This is a genomic window from Kitasatospora sp. NPDC004289, from assembly GCF_053602875.1.
In genome coordinates, this window is sequence record NZ_JBSGEL010000020.1 from 38,592 (window position 1) to 55,154 (window position 16,563).

At 73.0% G+C, this 16,563-nt stretch carries 19 protein-coding genes and 1 tRNA gene; 9 read left to right on the forward strand and 11 right to left on the reverse strand.

Going from position 1 to position 16,563, the window contains the following annotated elements:
- The first annotated feature begins 14 nt into the window (after positions 1-14).
- Both ACWEPF_RS15790 and ACWEPF_RS15795 read left to right on the forward strand, forming a co-directional pair.
- Positions 15-2,516 (forward strand): phosphoribosyltransferase, encoded by a 2,502-nt coding sequence (locus ACWEPF_RS15790; RefSeq protein WP_452172965.1) that lies wholly within the window; start codon positions 15-17, stop codon positions 2,514-2,516.
- A gap of 28 nt (positions 2,517-2,544) precedes the next feature.
- Positions 2,545-3,387 carry an HAD family hydrolase gene (locus ACWEPF_RS15795; RefSeq protein WP_452172966.1) on the forward strand — a complete coding sequence of 281 codons (843 nt, stop codon included), beginning with the start codon at positions 2,545-2,547 and terminating at the stop codon, positions 3,385-3,387.
- Positions 3,388-3,408: 21 nt separating this feature from the next.
- Here ACWEPF_RS15795 and ACWEPF_RS15800 read toward each other — a convergent pair whose 3' ends face one another.
- From ACWEPF_RS15800 to ACWEPF_RS15825, 6 genes are all read right to left on the reverse strand, one after another.
- Entirely contained in the window at positions 3,409-3,627 is a 219-nt protein-coding gene (locus ACWEPF_RS15800) for an FmdB family zinc ribbon protein (RefSeq protein ID WP_452172967.1), read from the reverse strand.
- Positions 3,628-3,711: 84 nt separating this feature from the next.
- The gene (lanL, locus tag ACWEPF_RS15805; RefSeq protein ID WP_452172968.1) at positions 3,712-6,309 is read right to left on the reverse strand and encodes a class IV lanthionine synthetase LanL; all 2,598 of its coding nucleotides are present in this window, start codon (positions 6,307-6,309) and stop codon (positions 3,712-3,714) included.
- Complete coding sequence (locus tag ACWEPF_RS15810; protein WP_345287628.1) at positions 6,291-6,458, reverse strand: SflA family class IV lanthipeptide; 168 nt, start codon at positions 6,456-6,458, stop codon at positions 6,291-6,293. The genes lanL and ACWEPF_RS15810 overlap by 19 nt, the downstream gene beginning before the upstream one ends.
- A gap of 200 nt (positions 6,459-6,658) precedes the next feature.
- A complete protein-coding gene (locus ACWEPF_RS15815) occupies positions 6,659-7,522 on the reverse strand; it encodes a PIG-L family deacetylase (RefSeq protein WP_345287626.1) in 864 nt (287 codons plus the stop codon).
- 130 nt (positions 7,523-7,652) lie between these two features.
- Positions 7,653-8,126 carry a DUF4442 domain-containing protein gene (locus ACWEPF_RS15820; protein WP_345287625.1) on the reverse strand — a complete coding sequence of 158 codons (474 nt, stop codon included), beginning with the start codon at positions 8,124-8,126 and terminating at the stop codon, positions 7,653-7,655.
- 63 nt (positions 8,127-8,189) lie between these two features.
- Positions 8,190-9,431 carry a hypothetical protein gene (locus ACWEPF_RS15825; RefSeq protein ID WP_452172969.1) on the reverse strand — a complete coding sequence of 414 codons (1,242 nt, stop codon included), beginning with the start codon at positions 9,429-9,431 and terminating at the stop codon, positions 8,190-8,192.
- Between the two features lie 172 nt (positions 9,432-9,603).
- Here ACWEPF_RS15825 and ACWEPF_RS15830 point away from each other — a divergent pair.
- Positions 9,604-9,675 (forward strand) — tRNA-Val (locus ACWEPF_RS15830).
- An 825-nt stretch (positions 9,676-10,500) separates the two neighbouring features.
- Entirely contained in the window at positions 10,501-11,469 is a 969-nt protein-coding gene (locus tag ACWEPF_RS15835) for a hypothetical protein (RefSeq protein WP_452172970.1), read from the forward strand.
- Positions 11,470-11,475: 6 nt separating this feature from the next.
- Here the strand turns inward: ACWEPF_RS15835 and ACWEPF_RS15840 are convergent, their stop codons facing one another.
- Positions 11,476-11,691, reverse strand: coding sequence for a hypothetical protein (locus ACWEPF_RS15840; protein WP_452172971.1), 216 nt, complete (start codon positions 11,689-11,691; stop codon positions 11,476-11,478).
- A 122-nt stretch (positions 11,692-11,813) separates the two neighbouring features.
- Here ACWEPF_RS15840 and ACWEPF_RS15845 point away from each other — a divergent pair, with 122 nt between their 5' ends.
- On the forward strand, positions 11,814-12,065 hold the full coding sequence (locus ACWEPF_RS15845) for a helix-turn-helix domain-containing protein (RefSeq protein WP_452172972.1): 252 nt from the start codon (positions 11,814-11,816) through the stop codon (positions 12,063-12,065).
- A 175-nt stretch (positions 12,066-12,240) separates the two neighbouring features.
- Here the strand turns inward: ACWEPF_RS15845 and ACWEPF_RS15850 are convergent, their stop codons facing one another.
- From ACWEPF_RS15850 to ACWEPF_RS15865, 4 genes are all read right to left on the reverse strand, one after another.
- Positions 12,241-12,576, reverse strand: a complete 336-nt coding sequence (locus tag ACWEPF_RS15850) for a DUF7848 domain-containing protein (RefSeq protein WP_452172973.1) — start codon at positions 12,574-12,576, stop codon at positions 12,241-12,243.
- On the reverse strand, positions 12,573-12,782 hold the full coding sequence (locus tag ACWEPF_RS15855; RefSeq protein ID WP_452172974.1) for a hypothetical protein: 210 nt from the start codon (positions 12,780-12,782) through the stop codon (positions 12,573-12,575). Before ACWEPF_RS15855 ends, ACWEPF_RS15850 begins: the two co-directional genes overlap by 4 nt.
- Positions 12,779-13,402 carry a hypothetical protein gene (locus ACWEPF_RS15860; protein WP_452172975.1) on the reverse strand — a complete coding sequence of 208 codons (624 nt, stop codon included), beginning with the start codon at positions 13,400-13,402 and terminating at the stop codon, positions 12,779-12,781. Before ACWEPF_RS15860 ends, ACWEPF_RS15855 begins: the two co-directional genes overlap by 4 nt.
- An 84-nt stretch (positions 13,403-13,486) precedes the next feature.
- Positions 13,487-14,665, reverse strand: a complete 1,179-nt coding sequence (locus ACWEPF_RS15865) for a helix-turn-helix domain-containing protein (RefSeq protein WP_452172976.1) — start codon at positions 14,663-14,665, stop codon at positions 13,487-13,489.
- Between the two features lie 80 nt (positions 14,666-14,745).
- Between ACWEPF_RS15865 and ACWEPF_RS15870 the strand changes: the two genes are divergently transcribed.
- The 4 genes from ACWEPF_RS15870 to ACWEPF_RS15885 all read left to right on the forward strand — a co-directional run bounded on the left by ACWEPF_RS15870 (position 14,746) and on the right by ACWEPF_RS15885 (position 16,562).
- Positions 14,746-15,270, forward strand: a complete 525-nt coding sequence (locus tag ACWEPF_RS15870) for a flavoprotein (protein WP_452172977.1) — start codon at positions 14,746-14,748, stop codon at positions 15,268-15,270.
- Between the two features lie 71 nt (positions 15,271-15,341).
- Positions 15,342-15,503 (forward strand): hypothetical protein, encoded by a 162-nt coding sequence (locus tag ACWEPF_RS15875; RefSeq protein ID WP_452172978.1) that lies wholly within the window; start codon positions 15,342-15,344, stop codon positions 15,501-15,503.
- Positions 15,504-15,505: 2 nt separating this feature from the next.
- The gene (locus tag ACWEPF_RS15880; RefSeq protein ID WP_452172979.1) at positions 15,506-15,808 is read left to right on the forward strand and encodes a hypothetical protein; all 303 of its coding nucleotides are present in this window, start codon (positions 15,506-15,508) and stop codon (positions 15,806-15,808) included.
- 67 nt (positions 15,809-15,875) lie between these two features.
- On the forward strand, positions 15,876-16,562 hold the full coding sequence (locus ACWEPF_RS15885) for a SpoIIE family protein phosphatase (protein WP_452172980.1): 687 nt from the start codon (positions 15,876-15,878) through the stop codon (positions 16,560-16,562).
- The last annotated feature ends 1 nt before the right edge of the window (position 16,563 follow it).

Sequence of the window (16,563 nt, forward strand, 5' to 3'; positions counted from 1 at the left end):
CGGAAGCAGGAGTCTTGGCAGTTCAGCAGGGAAATCAGGCACAGGCCGGCGCGTGGTCCGGTGAGGCGGCCGTGTGGTCCGGCGAGTGGGTCACCGAGCGGCTCGGGCTGCGGCTCACCGGCTCGCCCGAGCTGCCGGGGCTGATCGGCCTGGCGCTGCGGGAGAACCCCAAGCGGGCCCACCTGCTGGTCTCCCGGGTGCTCGGCAAGCACGTGCCGCAGCGGCCCGCCGTGGTACACGGAGCCGGGCTCGAACTCGGCCTGCGGGTACGGGAGTTGCTGGGGGAGGAGGCCGCCTCGCGGGCGGTGGTGCTCGGCTACGCGGAGACCGCGACGGCGCTCGGCCACAGCGTGGCCGACGGCCTCGGCGCCCCGTACCTGCACTCCACCCGGCGGCCGGTGGCGGGCGTCGCCCCGGTCGGCGGCTTCGAGGAGGAGCACTCGCACGCCACCTCCCACCTGCTGCTCCCGGCCGACCCGGACTTCCTGCGCGGGGACGGTCCGCTGGTCCTGGTGGACGACGAGTTCTCCACCGGGCGCACGGTCCTCAACACCGTCCGCGCCCTGCACGCCCGGCACCCGCGGAGCCACTACGTGGTGGTCGCGCTGGTGGACCTGCGCACCGAGGCGGACCGCGCCGTGCTGGCCGCCGCCGCGGCCGAACTGGGCGCCCGGCTGGACGTGGTGGCCACCGCCTCGGGCGGTGTCGAGCTGCCGGACGACGTGCTGGGGCGGGCGGCGGAGCTGATCGCGGCCGCCGCCCCGGCCGCGCCGCCGGCCGGCTCCCCCGCGCCCGTGAGCCGGGTCGCGCTGCCCTGGCCGGCCGGGCTGCCGGAGGGTGGCCGACACGGCTTCACGCCGGCTCACGCCGGTCGACTCTCCACCGCCCTCCCCGAGTTGGCCGCCGCGCTGGCGCCCTCGCTGGAGGGGGCCGAGCGGGTTCTGGTGCTCGGCTTCGAGGAGCTGATGTACGCGCCGCTGCGGATCGCCGGTGCGCTGGACGACCTGCTGGAGGCCGAGGTCCGGTTCTCCACCACCACCCGCTCCCCGGTGCTGGCCGTGGACCACCCCGGCTACGCGATCCGCACCCGGCTGGCCTTCCCCGCCCACGACGACCCGGCCGACGGCCCCGGCGAGCGCTACGCCTACAACGTGGCGCCGGGCGCGGACGGTTCGGGCCGCTTCGACGCCATCGTCCTGGTGGTGGACGGCCCCGCCGACACCGCCGAGCTGCACCGGGGCCTGCTGCCCCAACTCCGCCTGGTCACCGACCGGGTGGTGCTCGCCGTCCTGCCGGTCAACGCTCCGTCCTCCGAAGGCTCTCCCATGCACCTCCCCGCCCCGCTGCACGGCCCCGGCTTCTCCTCCTACCCCGCCTCGGACGTCCGCTGGCTGCTCAAGGACCTCTCCGAGGTGGCCCTGGAGGCCCCCACCGAGGAGCGCGAGGAGGCGGTGCAGTCCGGCGGCGCGCACTACGCCGAATCGCTGCCGGTCGAGTACCAGCCGAGCGCCGAGTACCAGGAGCTCTACCGGCAGGCGCTGGCCGCCTCGGTGGACCGGATGGCCCTGGCCGTCGGCACCGTCGCCGAGCTGCTGCGGGCCGAACGGCTCGGTGACGGGCGCGAGTTGGTCTTCGCCTCGCTGGCCAGGGCCGGCACGCCGGTGGGCATCCTGCTGCGCCGCTGGTTCGCCGCCTCGCACGGGCTGGACACCCCGCACTACGCGGTCTCGATCGTCCGGGGCAAGGGGATCGACCGGACCGCCCTGCGCTATCTGGCCGCCCACCACGACCCGGCGCAGGTGGTCTTCGTGGACGGCTGGACGGGCAAGGGCGCGATCACCCGCGAACTCGCCGCCGCCGTGGCCGGGAGCGGCTTCAACCCCGAGCTCGCGGTGCTCGCCGACCCCGGCCGCTGCGTGCGCACCTACGGCACCCGGGACGACTTCCTGATCCCCTCCGCCTGCCTCAACTCCACCGTCTCCGGCCTGATCTCGCGCACCGTGCTGCGGGACGACCTGATCGGCCCGGACGACTTCCACGGCGCCAAGTACTACCGCGAGCTGGCCGGAGCCGACGTCTCGGCCGAGTTCGTGGACGCGGTCGCCGCCCGCTTCGACGCCGTCCGCCCCGCCGCCGAGGCGGCCGCCCTCGACCTGGTCGCCGGGCCCGGGGCGGCGGACCGCACCCCGGACTGGGCCGGCTGGGCCGGGATGGAGCGGATCAGCGAGGAGTACGGCATCGGCAGCGTCAACCTGGTCAAGCCCGGCGTCGGCGAGACCACCCGGGTCCTGCTGCGCCGGGTGCCCTGGCGGATCCTCGCCCGCAAGGGCGCCGGCGCCGACCTGGAGCACGTCCGCCTGCTGGCGGAGCAGCGGGGCGTCCCCGTCGACGAGGTGGACGACCTGCCGTACTCCTGCGTGGGCCTGATCCACCCCCGGTACACCCGAGGCGCGACCGGCGCCGACGGCACGGCAGTACGGACGGACGGCCCGACGGCCGTCCAGGCAGCGCGGTAAGGGCCGCGCACCGATGACTGGAGCACTGATGAACCGTCCGTTCCTGGTCGCCAGCGACCTGGACCGCACCCTGATCTACTCCAACCGGGCCCTGGCCCTGGACGTGCCGGACCGGCTCGCCCCCCGTCTGCTCTCGGTGGAGGTGCACGACGGCAAGGCGCTCTCCTTCATGACCGAGCAGGCCGCCGGGCTGCTGGTCGAGCTGGTGCAGGAGGCGGTCTTCGTGCCCGCCACCACCCGCACCCGGGCCCAGTACGAGCGGGTCAACCTGCCCGGCCCGACGCCCGGGTGGGTCCCCCCGTACGCGATCTGCGCCAACGGCGGGCAGCTGCTGGTGGGCGGCGTACCGGACAAGGACTGGCAGGCCGAGGTGAAGTCCCGTCTGGTGGAGGGGAGTTCGCCGCTGGACGAGGTGGTCGAGCACCTCGCGCTGGTGGCCGATCCGGAGTGGACCCACAAGCGGCGGGTCGCCGACGGCCTGTTCGCCTACCTGGTGGTCGAGCGGGCCCAGCTGCCGGAGGGCTGGCTGGCCGAGCTCACCGGCTGGTGCGCCGAGCGCGGCTGGTCGGTCTCGCTCCAGGGCCGCAAGGTCTACGCGGTGCCGGCCCCGCTGAGCAAGAGCGCCGCCCTGGCGGAGGTGGAGCGCCGGGTCGGCGCCGCCACCGTGCTCTCCGCCGGCGACTCCCTGCTCGACGCCGACCTGCTGCTGGCCGCCGAGCACAGCTGGCGGCCCGGCCACGGCGAACTGGCCGACAGCGGCTGGACCGCGCCGGGCGTCACGGCGCTCACCCAGATCGGCGTGGCGGCGGGCGAGGAGATCGTCCGTCAGTTCCTGGCCAAGGTGCGGGCCGGGGCCCAGGCGCTCGCCTGAGCCCCGCGGGCCGACCTCCGGTCAGCCGCAGCAGCCACCCCCGCAGCAGCCTCCGCCACCGCCGGCGGACTGCTGCGGGGAGCCGCCGCCCGAAGCGCCGGTGACGGCGACGGCGGAGAGCAGCTTCACGGTGTCCTGGTGACCCTGCGGGCAGACCGCCGGGTCGCTGGCCTGCGCCATCGGGCGGCTGAGTTCGAAGGTGTCGCCGCAGGAGCGGCAGCGGAAGTCGTAACGAGGCATGACGGCAGCGTACCCACTCGCTGCCGCACGGCCGCGCCCGTCTCTCCGTTCCGTTGCCCCGGCATCAGTTCCGTTGTCCCGGCATCAACCGGGCAGGCCGAGGCGGAGGCCGCCCCGCTCGTGCAGGCGCCGGAAGAAGCCGAGCACCCCGGCGGAGCCGCCGGCCCAGGTGGCGCTCGGCCGCGTCAGCCCGGCGTCCGGGAAGACCGGGCGCTCCGCGGGCCCCCCGCTGCGGCTCAGGATAATCGCGGCGACGGTCTCGGCCGCGTCCCAGTGCTCTTCCTCCCCGGTGGCAACGGCGACGTCCACCAAGAGTTCGCCCACCCCGGCCAGCCCGCAGCACTGGTTGACCAGCGGCATGCGCGGTGCCAGGGCGGCGGCGGTGCGGGCGGCCCGGCGGGCGGGTGTCAGGTGCTCCGGTTCGCCGAGGCGGTCGGCGGCCCGGAGGAGCACCGTCCCGATCCCGGCCAGCCCCCGGCACCAGGAGCCGTAGCGGCGGGTCGCCCCCGGGGCCGTCGCCGCCGCGATCACGGCGGGCGTGACGGCGGAAAGCTCCGCGCAGGCCCGGCGGGCGAGCACGGTGGCCTCCTCGTCGCCGGTCGCGTGCGCGAACTCCAGGAGGAGGAGCGCGACGCCCGCGTCCCCGTGGGCCAGGCCCTGGCGCAGCGCGGCGTCCCCGGGGCGGGGCTTGGCCGCCGGCGTCAGCCGGGCCTCGCCGGTGGCGAGCATCCGCACACAGGCGGCGGCCACGGCCCGGTGGCCGGTGGCGGGGGAGAGGCGGTCGAGCAGCAGGTGGGCGAGGCCGATGCCGGCGACGCCCTCGATCAGATCGGCCTCCGGCGGCCCGCCGTCCACCCCGTGGGCCGGCAGGACCGACCGGTCGTGCCGGGGACGCGAATCGGAAGGCGGCTCACCTGCAACCGAGGCCCCGTCAGCCAGTCGCAGGTGCTGCCGTTCCCCCGCGCGCAGCTCCCCGCGCCCCTGGCGCGCTTCGGCGAGGAAGAGCTCGACGCCGGCCCGGCCGGAGTAGAAGGACGGCGACAGCTCCCGCCGCTCGGCCTGACGCGCCGTCCACTCGGCCAAGGCGCCCACCGCCTCGGGCACACCCGGCCGGTGCAGGTGCCGGAGCAGTTCCAGCCCCAGCCCCGCACTCCCGCCGTAGACGTCGACCGGAGTCGGGACGCTCGCGCGGGCGGAGAGCACCGGGTCCGCGATCCGCAGGGCCTCCTCGGTGCAGTAGGCGGCGGTGTGCTCGACGATCTCCTCCAGCAGCCCGCCCTCGACCCGCCGCCGGGCCACCGTCCGCAGCGGCCCGGTCGTGCGGTGCGGCCCCTTCCGCAGCCGTGCGGCCCCTGCGGCGCGCTCCGCCGGGTCGGGGCTCGTCAACTCGCCGATCACCGAACGGATCCAGCGATGCTCGGCCTCGGGCAGCGCCCAGGCCAGCCCTTCGAGCGTCCGCTCCCGCCGCACGGCAGGGGCCGGGTCGACGATCACCGGATCCAGTCCGGTGGCGGCGAAGCCGACGGTCATGCCCAGTGCGTAGTAGTCGTCGTCCGGCCCCTGGCCGGGCCCGGTGGGCGCGCCGTAGCCGGGCGTGCCACCCTCCGGTCCCGCGCCGTCCCGGCTGCTGATCCCGAAGTCGACCACGTGGCACCGGCCTTCGGCGTCGAGCACCACGTTGTCCGGCTTGAGGTCGCGGACCACCACACCCCGCCGGTGCACCTCGTCCAGGATCCGCAGCAGCTCCGCCGCCAAGTCGGCCACCCCGCGCCCGTGCCGGGGCCCGTGCCGCAGCACCTCCCGCCGCAGGTCGCGGTCGCCGCAACTGGTGGTCACCAGGTACTCGTCGGTGCGGTGCCGGAAGTAGTCGAGCGCGCGGGGCACGCCCGCCACGCCGTCGAGGGCGGTGAGCACCGCGTGCTCGTTCCGCAGCCGGTCCCGGGCGTCCGCGCCGGACTCCTCCTCGGCCACGTACGCCCGCGCCTGTTTGACCACCACGGCCTGCCCGGTGGTGAGGTCCTCGGCGCGGTAGACGTTCCCCTGCGGCCTGCGCGCGATCCCGCCGGTGACGCGGTACCGTCCGCCGCCGAACCCGCCGTTCCCCTCGGCCGGTTGACGTCGCCCGGCCCGCTGCTCGAAGGGGTCCTCGGCCCAGGGCGGGCAGCGGTAGGCCGCGGTGGCCAGCCCGTCGAAGACCCGTCCGTCGGGGCCGGTCATCACGGACTCCAGCCGGCCGTTGCGGCCGGTGCGGTACTCGCCGGTGAAGGGGCCGTAGCGGTAGTAGACGGGGGAGTACGGGTCGACCCGCCGGTCGCTGACGATCTGCGGGCCCTCCCGGCCGCGCAGTACGGCGACGAGCTCGTCCGCCAGCTGGAGCACCGTCCCCGGTGCGGGGTAGACGGTGACCGCCTTGCCGACCGAACCCGCGCTCAGAACCCCGGAGTTGAGGCTGCGCAGGGTCTCCTGGTCCTTTGCCCACTTCGCGTGGCAGACGTGGCGCAGCAGCACCGGCAGGATCAGCCCGGTGACGAGGTCGAGCTCGCCGGGCCGGGCCGAGACGTGCAGTTTCCAGCCGTGGTCCACCGCCGGCATCCGCCGGTCCGTCAGATACGACCAGGTGTCGTCCGAGGACCTGCGGCGGCCGGCGGTGGACCCGGCCACGATCAGGAGTTCCAGTCGCACGCCACGCGCGTGGTGGCAGTCACCCACGGCTCTGCGAGGCAGGCGGTGGCCTCGTGGTCGCTGCGGTCGTCGTCCTCGAAGGCGAGGAACTCGTCGTCGACCGACAGCGGGCCCGCGTCGCGGATTTCGGTGATCACGGCAGTGGACATGACGCCTCCAGGTCTTGTCGCGCGTCCGGCGACGGCGCTGGTCGCGACCGTCGCGGCGGCCGGCCGGGTGGGGCCGGCTCCTGATCCACGAAGGTAGGTACGAATGGTGCACCTGACAAGGGGTCAGGTCACAACTGCCTCACGGAAGCGTCACGTTGATGAAGGAACGGTGAGGTCCGCTTGGGTGTCCGAGGGCCGCGTCAGCGCAGGCCGGCGAAGAGGTCGTCCTCGGGAAGGGGCGCCCCGGTGGTGTCCTGCACGCGGACGAAGGTCTCGATGCCCATCAGCTCGGTGAACCGCTCCTTACCCATCTTGAGGAAGAAGATGTTCTCGCCCTGGCTGGCGTGGGCGGCCAGCGAGTCGAACTTCTGGCCGCCGTACTCCCGGGTGTCCACCCAGGTCTTGATCTCCTCGTCGGGCAGCCCGATCTCCGGCATCTCGGGGGAGTCGGACTGCACCGCGCCCTCCTCCACCGCCTCGTCCAGGGTCGGCTCCTCCCAGTCCGAGCCGAGCTCGCGCATCACCTCGCCGAACTTCTGCATCCCGGAGCGAGGCATGGTGGTCCAGTACACCTTCGCCGGGATCCCGGTCAGCTCCACCGCCGCCATGGTGATCCGGTGCGCCTGGATGTGGTCGGGGTGGCCGTAGAAGCCGTTCTCGTCGTACGTCACCACCACGTCCGGGCGGTACTTCTCCATCAGCTCCGCGAGCCGGCCCGCGGCCTCCGCCACCGGCGTCTGCCAGAACGCGCCGGGGGCCTCGTTGTTCGGCCAGCCCATCATTCCGGAGTCGGCGTAGCGCAGCAGCTCCAGGTGGCTGATGTTCAACACCTCGCAGCTGGCCCGGAGTTCCTCCTCCCGGATGGCCGCCACCGCCGCCGGGTCGTGCCCGGGCTCGCCCGGCTTCACACCGCCGGGGCCGTCGCCGCAGCCGCCGTCGGTGCAGGTGACGAGCACGGTGCGGATGCCCTCCGCCGCGTACCGCGCCAGCACACCACCCGTCCCGGTGGCCTCGTCGTCGGGGTGGGCGTGCACAGCCATCAGGGTCAACGGCCGGTTGGTCATGGGAAACGTCCTTCGATGCTCGGTCCGCGATCACAAGATCTCTGCGTCCGAGTCTGCGTCATCCCCCTGTCGGTTCGCGCGCAATATCGCCAGGGCGGACGTGGTCGTCGAAGTCGGGCTCCGCGCCGGCTCAGGCCTCGCGGCGCTTCTCCCGGACGTACACCTGCTTGCGCACCCGGGCCACCACCGTGCCGTCGGCCGCCAGCACCTCGGTGTCGAACCAGACCAGGGCCTTCTTCCCCTCCGCCGTCAGCTCCTTGATCTCGGCGATCCGGTCCTCGGTGAGGACGAACTCGGCGAAGACGTCGCCGCGCCCCGGCGAGACGAAGTCGATGGTGGCGGCCGCGTCCCAGACCACGTACTCGCGGCCCAGGTTCTGCATCACCAGCAGCATCCAGAACGGGTCGGTCATCGCGAAGATCGAGCCGCCGAAGTGGGTGCCGACCCAGTTCCGGTTGAACCAGCGCAGGCGCAGGCGGACCTTGGCGGAGCGGTAGTCGTCGGAGACCGCCAGGACCCGGATGCCGGCGAACAGGAACGGCGGCCAGAAGTTGATGCCGCGTCGGAAGGTGGTGGCGGTGACGTTGCCGCGCTTACGTGCCATGGGGCGACTCTAGCAAGGAAGTTACTTGCCAGTAATGTGACGGGCGTCACCATTGGTTTGGGGCTACGCGTGGGTGCCCCGGATCATCGCCACCACCCCGGCGGCGCTCTCCTTCACCGCGGCCAGCTCGGTCAGGAAGTGCCAGTAGTCCGGGTGCCGCCCGGACTCCTCCAGCTCCGCCACCGCCCGGTCCAGCCGTGCCACCGCCGCGTCCAACGGCGCCGCGTGCCGCGGGTCCGGCGTCTGCCGCCCCGCCATCGCCAGCCGCTGCGCGTCCCGGATCGCGAACCGGGCCTGCTCGATCTCCCGGTGCGGGTCGTGCGCGACCTCCTTCAACTGCCGCACCCGCCCGTGCACCGCCGCGATCCGCCCGTCCGCCTCGTCCAGCACCGCCCGGACCGTACCGATCGCCGCCGTCGCGTCCGGCCAGCGCTGCTCGTCCCGCGCGGTCGTCGCCTCGGTGAGCTTGGTCCGCGCGGTGCGCACCGCCTCCGACGCCTGCTCCGGCACCTGCTGCAGGTCCTGCCAGCACGCCGCGCTGAACCCGCGCCGCAGCTCGCTCAGCGCGGGCGCGACGGTGTCGGCCTTGGTCTCCAGCGCCTGGATCCTGGTCCGCAGGCTGCCCACCCGGCGGTCGATCTCCCGCGCCTTCTCCGGCAGCTGCTCCGCCGCGATCCGCACCGCGTCCGCCCGCAGCCGCACGTCCTCGGCCCGCTGGAGCGTCGGCTCCACGCCGTGCCGGCCCGCGCCCTCGTTCAGCTTCGTCAACTCCGGTGCCAACTGCGCCAGTCGGGCCGCCAGGTCGTCCGCCTTCAACCCCGCCGCCCGCACCTCCTCCAACGCGGTGGTCGCCCCCAGCAGCGCCTGCTTCGCCTGCGCCACCGCTGGCGTCACCCGCATCAGCCGGCTCTCGGCCTGGTCGATCACGGGCTGCAGACGCGCCATGAACCCGATGAGCTCGCTCTTCGTCGCCGTCAGCCGACGCTCGGCCTCGCCCAGCCGCTGCCGCGCCTGCTCGGCGACGCCGCCGTCCAACTCCTCGTCGTCCAGGTCCTGCGCGTCCAGCGCCCCCAGGTAGGCGACGGTGACCTCGTTCACTCGGGCGCCGAGCTGCTGGAAGTCCGCGACCGCCTGACGGGCCGTCTGCTCGCCCCCTGCGGCCTTCACCGTCTCCACCGCCAGCTCGGCCTCCCGCTGGGTCGAGTCCAGCTCGTAGAACGCCTGCTGCGCCGCGTCCCGAGCCGCCCGGGCGGCGTCCCGCCGGCCGTCTCCCCGCCGCCACCAGCCGCCACCGGCCACGCTCACGCCACGCTCCCTGCTACCCCGTCCACTGCACTCCGCCCCATTCTCGCCGATCACCCCACGATCCAGGCACCCCCTCCGGTCCCATACCCCGGAACCCTGCGGCGGACCACGCCCCGGACCAGGTACTCTTGTCCCTCGTCGTACGCCGCCCCACGGTGGCAGCACGCGACACGGGCGCATAGCTCAGCGGTAGAGCGCCGCCCTTACAAGGCGGATGTCGGCGGTTCGAAACCGTCTGCGCCCACACCCGGCACCTGCGAGAACAGGTGAAAGGCCCAGGTCAGGACGTGTGTTCCGGCCTGGGTTTTCTGTTTGCCTCTCGCTCCGTCTACAGGCTCGCTCGGTCTGACTACAGGACTACTACACCACTCGACCCCCTAAATTCCCCCTAAGCGATCCAGATGAATGCGCAGGTCAGTCGGCCTGCAGACGTGCGAGAGCCCCCGGGCGCGGGTGGGCGCTCGGGGGCTCTTCGGCACCAGGGGCGGAGGGGGGCAGGTCGCCTTCCCTGATGCCGGCCGTGTGCATCTCCGCCAAGTGGCGGGTCCGCTGCGGCGCTTGGGTCACTAAGATGCGATCCACCTGCTGGTGAGTGCGCCCTCAGGCCCAGGGCCCCGCTCCAGCGCCCGGTGTAAGCGGGCACTGAAGCGGGAGTAAGAAGGCCCGGCCGGTCGACCCGACCGGCCGGGCTGAATTGCCGGGGCTAGCCCCAGACAGAGTCCTTCAGCGTAACCGGGTCCTGTGACGGGCTCGGCGATGGAGCGGGCGGCGCCACTCCCCAGACGGAGTCGGCGACCGTCGGGCTCGGGGTGGTGGCCTCGGTGCCGTTGGCGAGGAGCGTGGCTGCCGTGAGGGCGAGGCCAGCGGACGCGATGGCGACCGCGGCACGGAGGCGGGGGCGTACGGGCATGGGTGTCCCCTTTCTTTCACTGCTTAAGTGGCCGAAATCAGCGGTGATCTCCGCACGCACCAGTGTTCGCTTCGATCACCCTTGAAGCAAGCCTTGCAGCGAATTGCTCGGTAGACTTGCGTCTGACTGCAAGTCAATTACGGGGCAAGGGGATGCAAAGTGGACATTCGGGGCACGCGGTCGTTGCTTACGCCTGCAGCCAAGTCGCTCTACCTCCGCATCCTCGCCGGCGAACGGCCAACTCGCCGTGACCACGCGGCTCTTGCCCTTCTGATCGAAGCTGACCTGATCGCCCAGAGGCTGTCGGCTGATGGTGAGTACGACGCCCTCAGTCCCGACGTGGCGGCGCGGAGCCGTCAGACTGCACTCCAACTCTCCGCAACCCGCAGCCTGTCCGAGGCGCAGCTGATTCCCAGTCAGTTCCAAGAACTCGCAGCCGCCTATCAGCTTGCGCACCCCACCCGCAGTGGAGGGGGGGTGGAAATGGTCGAAGGGTTCCCCGAGATCAACGAGCGGTTGGAGGTGCTCGTCAACTCCTGCGAGAAGGAGCTGATCACCGCGCATCCCACCGGCCCTCGGCCCGCGCACGTCCTTGCCGTCTCCTATAAGCGCGACCTCGGTGTCCTCGACAGGGGCGCGAAGATCCGGACCCTCTACCTGCCGTCGGTCCGCCAGGATGTGCCGACGGGCCGGTGGGCGGCGACCATGACGCAGTACGGCGCCCAGATCCGCACCTCGAACTCGTTCGGCCGGGTCATCATCGTCGACCGGCGCGCGGCGGTGACCAGCGTCTTGCCGCCATCCGGGGTGGAGGAGGCTGGGACGGCCCCGCAGGCGCTCTTCGTCACCGACGAGCTGCTGGTCCGCACGCTTGCCGCCTCCTTCGAACGAGACTGGCAGCGCGCCGAACCGTGGGACGGGACCGTGAATGCGCCGGGCCCCACGGCGCGCCACCGTGAGCTGCTGGCCCTGCTGGTCAAGGGCCTTGAGGTGCAGGCTGCTGCCGAGAAGCTGGGGATCTCGCCGAGGACGGCGGCCACTCGGCTCGCGGAGCTCCGGGTCATGGCGGGTGCGACGAATCAGGCTCAGCTCCTCTACTGGTGGGGGCGGCAGGAGTTCCAGGTCTGACAGCGGTCAGGCCTTGGCGAGGGTGGCCTTGTAGACCCGGCCGTTCACGGTGAAGGGCAGGATGAGTTGGCCATCGCGGTCGAGGTAGTCGGCCGGCCGGGCCGGGTCGGCGAGGAAGAATCGGTAGGCGTCCACCCGCTCGTCTGCTGCGGGCAGGTCGGCTAGCAGGTTGCTCAGGGACTCGACGGCCTGGGCCAGGGTGTCGTACCTGGCGGGCTCCATGAGGCCCGGCACGGTGAGGGTGTACGCGCTCAGGGTGGCTCCTGGTGCTGGTCGAACGTGTTCGATAACTTGGCGTCGGCGGGGTACATACTTTTGATCATGATCGGGTCACGGTCAAGACCGTGCGCTCCGACACCGCCCCCACCAGCGACGATGACGACTGGCTTCGCGAACAGCAGAAGGCCCTCGGCGGACGACTCTTCCGCCTGCGCGAACAGCGAGGCCTCAGCCAGCAGGCACTCGGAGAGCAGATCGGGCGCGACCGCCGGTTCATCGGGCGAATCGAGCGGGCCGAGACCACGGCCAGCTCAGACGACCTGTTCCGAATCGCGCGAGCGCTGCGGGTCGAGGTGCTCGCGCTCTTCTGGGGCTGATCCGGGCTGCCGCGCAGCCCACGTCTTGACCCGCTCCTCCGAGGTGAACACCCCGGGGTGGCTGGCCGCCACCCCGGTCCCAGGGCGGCGCACCCAGTCGCGGCGCACACTGTCCCATGCGCCCCACACCAGCGGCTCGCGCCCCCGCCTGGGCAGCTCGCTGGCCTCGTAGCGGTCAGCCATCGGTGTCCTCCAGCGGCGGCGTGCAGGCGGTATGCGCGGGCAGGCGCACAGGGCCGGGCCACGGCTCGGTCTCCGGCACCATCAGCCACGGGGTGGCCTTGACGTGGTGGAGCGAGCGGTGGCCCGGGTGCTCGGCGATGTGCTCGTAGACCCAGGCTCGGATCGAGGGGAAGTCCGTGGCCGCGACCGACTGGGCGCCGCACACGGTGCCGTCCTCCTCCTCGCTGCTGCACAGGAACAGGTGCACGGGCACGGGGGCGTCGGGATCGAGGTCCAGCCGGGCGGACCACAGGGTGAAGTGTGCGTAGAAGCGCTGCTGCTGGGTCACGCGACATCCTCCGCCCGGCGGGCGATGGCGAGGTAGGTGTGCTGGTGGGCCCGCGCGCTGTCGGGTGTGTAGAACGTCGCGGTCTCGTTGTCGCCGCACGTCGCCAGGTCACCTGTGACCCGGTCCCGTAGGCCCCAGCGCGGCCGGCCGTCCTTGTCCGCCTCCAGCGTCACCACGGCGAAGCGCGATGCCGGGCGGCCGGTCACCGGTCGCTCCCGGCCCGCAGGCACCGGGTGCACAGCGCGCTCGCCGAGTCGCGGGCCACGTCGCCCAGGCTGATCGTTACCGTCGGGCCGGGGCTCAGCGGGCTCTCCGTCGCGTGGCAGTGCAGGCACGCATCGCCGTCCGCCTGGGCCCGGCTGACCAGCACCTGGCGCCGGTAGCCGGTGGGCGTGCTGATGGTGACCCACACGGCGGACTCGATGCGCCGCAGCAGCGCGACCAGGACCGCAGGGTCGGTCAGCTCGTCCGGCTGGTCCGGGTTCGGCGGGACCGCCCAGTACACCCCGTGCGGCTCGATCACCCCGTCACCAGGGACGACCACGTGCGAGCCCGGCCCGAGGAGCCGAGCCGGGGTGCCGTGCAGGTCGAGTCCCGAGCGGGCGGTGGTAAGGAAGTACAGCCGTGGGTGCCTCAGGTTGCTTCCGGTGCTCCAGATGACCGGGCCGGTGGGCGTGCCGGGCATCGCGGAGAGCATCGCCAGCACGGCGAGGCCGGGGGTCTGCGGTATGGCAACGGCGTCCCAGTGCTCACCAGCGGGCAGGGCCGAGAGAGTGCCCGCCGGGGGCAGCCACGGGGGCAGGAGCAGGTGCTGAGCGAGGGTCATGTGGGGTCCCTGGGTGAGGTGAGGGCCTACATGACCAGCATCGGTTCCTGACGGTGCCTCAAGTCCCACAGTCCTGTGGGACTCCTACAGGCCGAGCCACGCCGCGTATCGGGTGACCTCGACTGGGACCGTCCGGCGGGACCGGATGACGCCGGACAGCACCTCGCGCACGCCCGGGCTGAACCGGGTGGGCTGCGGGGCGAGGCGGCGGGCCTCGGCGAGGTGGTGGAACGCCGTGTCGGGGTTGCCGGTGAACAGGGCGGCCCTGGCGACGTCGGTGTAGTGCCGGGCCGTTCGGGACACGGGCCAGCCGGACGGGACCACCACGGTGCGGGCCACGTCGAGCGCCTCGCGGTAGAGGTGCTGGTCGACCAGTGTGGACACCTCGTGCACGGCCGTGTTGGTGGCGCCGAAGACGAGCGCCTGCTGGCTGTAGGTGCTCACCCCGGCGGCGATCCGGCGGGCCTCGGCGAGGTGGTCGGCGGCAGCATCCGGCTTCTGCTGGCGCCCGTTGAGGAGCGCGGCACTGAGGTGGATTTGGCCGGTCACGGCGGTTCGGGTGTTCCCTGTGTCGGTCAGCGCGGCGGTCCGCAGGCCAGCGTCCGCGACGCGCAGGCCGGTGCGGTAGCTGCCCGCGCGGAGGTGAATCATGGTGCGGAGGTAGTGCTGGACGCCGGCTGCGGCCGGGTCGGAGCCGCGCTCGGCGGCCCAGGCCATGCGGTCGAGCGCGGTGGCCGCGAGGTCGTGGTAGCTGAGCTTGGCGGCGACGTCGTAGGCCGAGCGGTACGCCGTCGACAGCGCGATGAACAGCCGTGGCGCCCCGGTGAGGTGCACCGCGGTGGTCAGCTCCTCCAGCAGGCCCGGTAGCTGCCCTGCGACCGCGCGGAGGTGGCCGTCTCGGATCGAGCGGCACAACTGCTCAGCGTGCTGCACCAGCTCGGTGGCCGGTCGAGGGTGGATCTCCGGGTCGGCGCCGAGGTCGTGCAGGTCGAGCGCGGCGCGGATCGGCCGGATCAGGCCGTCGACCTGGTCGCGGTCGAGGTCGTCGCCGCCCGGGCCGACGGCGAGGTCGGCCACGGGGACGCGAAGGGCACGGGCCAGCGCGGCGAGGACGGAGTCGCTGGGCTGCCGGGTGCCCTGCTCGATCTGGCGGACCGTGCTGAGGGAGACCTGGGCCTGGTCCGCGAGTTCGCGTTGAGTGAGGCCTCGCAGGAGGCGCCTCGTCTTGACGCGTGCCGCGATGCTGTCGGGGTCGACGGCCACCTGAACTCCCCGGACTGGTAGGTGTTCTGACGATACCGACGTCAGGGCGGTGGGGGTGGCCGATCTGCGAGGATGGCGGCATGTCGAGAGTCCTGTACCTGCTGGGCACCGCCGCGCCGCCGGTGCTGGAGTTCCCGGCTGTGGTGGCCGATGCGCAGGCGCGCGGCTGGGAGGTGTGTGTCGGCCTCACCCCGATCGCCGCGCGCTGGCTGGGCAGCAGTGTGGACGAGCTGGCCGAGCTCACTGGGCACTCGGTTAAGTCGGAGTACCGGTTGCCCGGGGAGAGCGACGGCTGGCCGCGCGCGGACGTCTCGCTCCTCGCGCCGGCCACCCTGAACTCCGTCAACTCGGTGGCGCTCGGACTCACCCCATCGTGGCCGATCGGGTACGCGGTGGAGGCGATCGGGCGGCGGGCGCCGTTGGTGGTGATGCCGTGCGTGAAAGACACGATGGCGGCCCATCCGCAGTTCGACCGCAGCGTCGAGGTCCTGCGGGCTGCGGGGGTGCAGGTGCTGCTCGGCCCGGGCGGGTTCGTGCCGCATGGCTCTGGACAGGCTGGCCCGTACCCGTGGGGTGCCGCGTTCGACGCCGTGCAGGTGGAATAGTCCAGGGTCAATCCCCGATCAAGGCCCTTCCGTAGTACGGTCGTTACCGTCGGACTACGGAGGGTGGCGACATGGCCGAGATCAAGACCTGTCCGCGGTGCGCGGGCCAGCGCGGCACGGACAAGACGGAGCACACCGTCGAGACCGACAGCCAGGGCAACATGGTCCCCAAGACACACACCGTCTGGAACGCCTGCACCTACTGCGGCGGCAACGGCACGGTGGTGGAGTAGCCATGCGCCTCCTCTTCGCCTGCCAGGAGTGCAGCACCCACTATCTGCCCCCCGAGAACCTCACCTACGGCGACGGCACCGAGGCGAGCCCGGTCTGGTGCTCGGCCTGCCAGGCCGCGATGGCCGACCGGGGCATCACCGAGAGCCCGATGGCTCGGGCTGTCGCGCTGGCCGCCGCCCGTGCCGACCGCGACACCTTCCTCGCGTCCCGTGAGCGCGCCGCTGCGGTCGATGTCCGGCCGTCCCGCCCCGCACGTACTGGTCGGCGTGGGCGTCCGTCAGGGGCCCGGTCCAAGCTGTCCTGACGTTCCTGCGGTGGACCGTGAGGAGAACGTGAGTGGCCAACGCGCGCCCGCCGCTACGGTGTTGGGCATGACGCTGACCTCGGCCACCGCCACCCTCACCGGCACCCACCCCGCCAACGCCGACGGCGCCGCAGTCCTCACCCACCCCGACGGCACCACCGCGGCCGCCCTCCTCGACCTCACCGGCCACCCCCACGACTGCACCCGCACCGCCGACCGCATCGCCTGGGCAACCGCCGCCCTCACGGCCGAGACCACCGGCCTCGCCGGCATCCTCACCGCCCGCGACCTCGCACGCTCCGCCGACGTCGAGGGCGCGCTCGCCGTGGCCGTCACCGCCCCGGGCGAGGACACCGTGGTCACCTGGGTCGGCGACGTCCGCGCCTGGTCCTGGGACGGGCAGGCCCTGCGGCAGGTCACCACGGACCACACCGTCGGCGTCCAGCTCGCCCAGTCCGGCGGGCCCGCCTGCGCGGCCGCCGACGGCCACCACCACTGGCTCCGGGTCGGCCTGCACGACGCCGTCGCCGCGACCTGCCCCACCGTCACCATCCCGGCCGGGCGCACTGTGCTGATCACGTCCGACGGCGTGCACGACGTGCTCACGGCCGAGCAGCTGGAGAAGACGCTGACCACCCACCTTCCGCTCGGCGCGGCGCCGGCGGCGGAGGCCATCCTCGCCGAGGTCCAGCGAGCCCGCCCAGGCGGCAGCCCAGCGCGGGACGACGCCACGGTGCTCCTGCTCCAGTCCTGAC

Excerpts from the sequence above, each read along its gene's own strand:
- ACWEPF_RS15880 (WP_452172979.1), top strand. The coding sequence starts at position 15,506 with ATGCGCCTCCTCTTCGCCTGCCAGGAGTGCAGCACCCACTATCTGCCC.
- ACWEPF_RS15885 (WP_452172980.1), top strand. The coding sequence starts at position 15,876 with ATGACGCTGACCTCGGCCACCGCCACCCTCACCGGCACCCACCCCGCC.
- ACWEPF_RS15870 (WP_452172977.1), top strand. The coding sequence starts at position 14,746 with ATGTCGAGAGTCCTGTACCTGCTGGGCACCGCCGCGCCGCCGGTGCTG.
- ACWEPF_RS15810 (WP_345287628.1), bottom strand. The coding sequence starts at position 6,458 with ATGTCCACTGCCGTGATCACCGAAATCCGCGACGCGGGCCCGCTGTCG.
- ACWEPF_RS15800 (WP_452172967.1), bottom strand. The coding sequence starts at position 3,627 with ATGCCTCGTTACGACTTCCGCTGCCGCTCCTGCGGCGACACCTTCGAA.
- ACWEPF_RS15875 (WP_452172978.1), top strand. The coding sequence starts at position 15,342 with ATGGCCGAGATCAAGACCTGTCCGCGGTGCGCGGGCCAGCGCGGCACG.
- ACWEPF_RS15820 (WP_345287625.1), bottom strand. The coding sequence starts at position 8,126 with ATGGCACGTAAGCGCGGCAACGTCACCGCCACCACCTTCCGACGCGGC.
- ACWEPF_RS15795 (WP_452172966.1), top strand. The coding sequence starts at position 2,545 with ATGAACCGTCCGTTCCTGGTCGCCAGCGACCTGGACCGCACCCTGATC.
- ACWEPF_RS15815 (WP_345287626.1), bottom strand. The coding sequence starts at position 7,522 with ATGACCAACCGGCCGTTGACCCTGATGGCTGTGCACGCCCACCCCGAC.
- ACWEPF_RS15840 (WP_452172971.1), bottom strand. The coding sequence starts at position 11,691 with ATGGAGCCCGCCAGGTACGACACCCTGGCCCAGGCCGTCGAGTCCCTG.
- ACWEPF_RS15860 (WP_452172975.1), bottom strand. The coding sequence starts at position 13,402 with ATGACCCTCGCTCAGCACCTGCTCCTGCCCCCGTGGCTGCCCCCGGCG.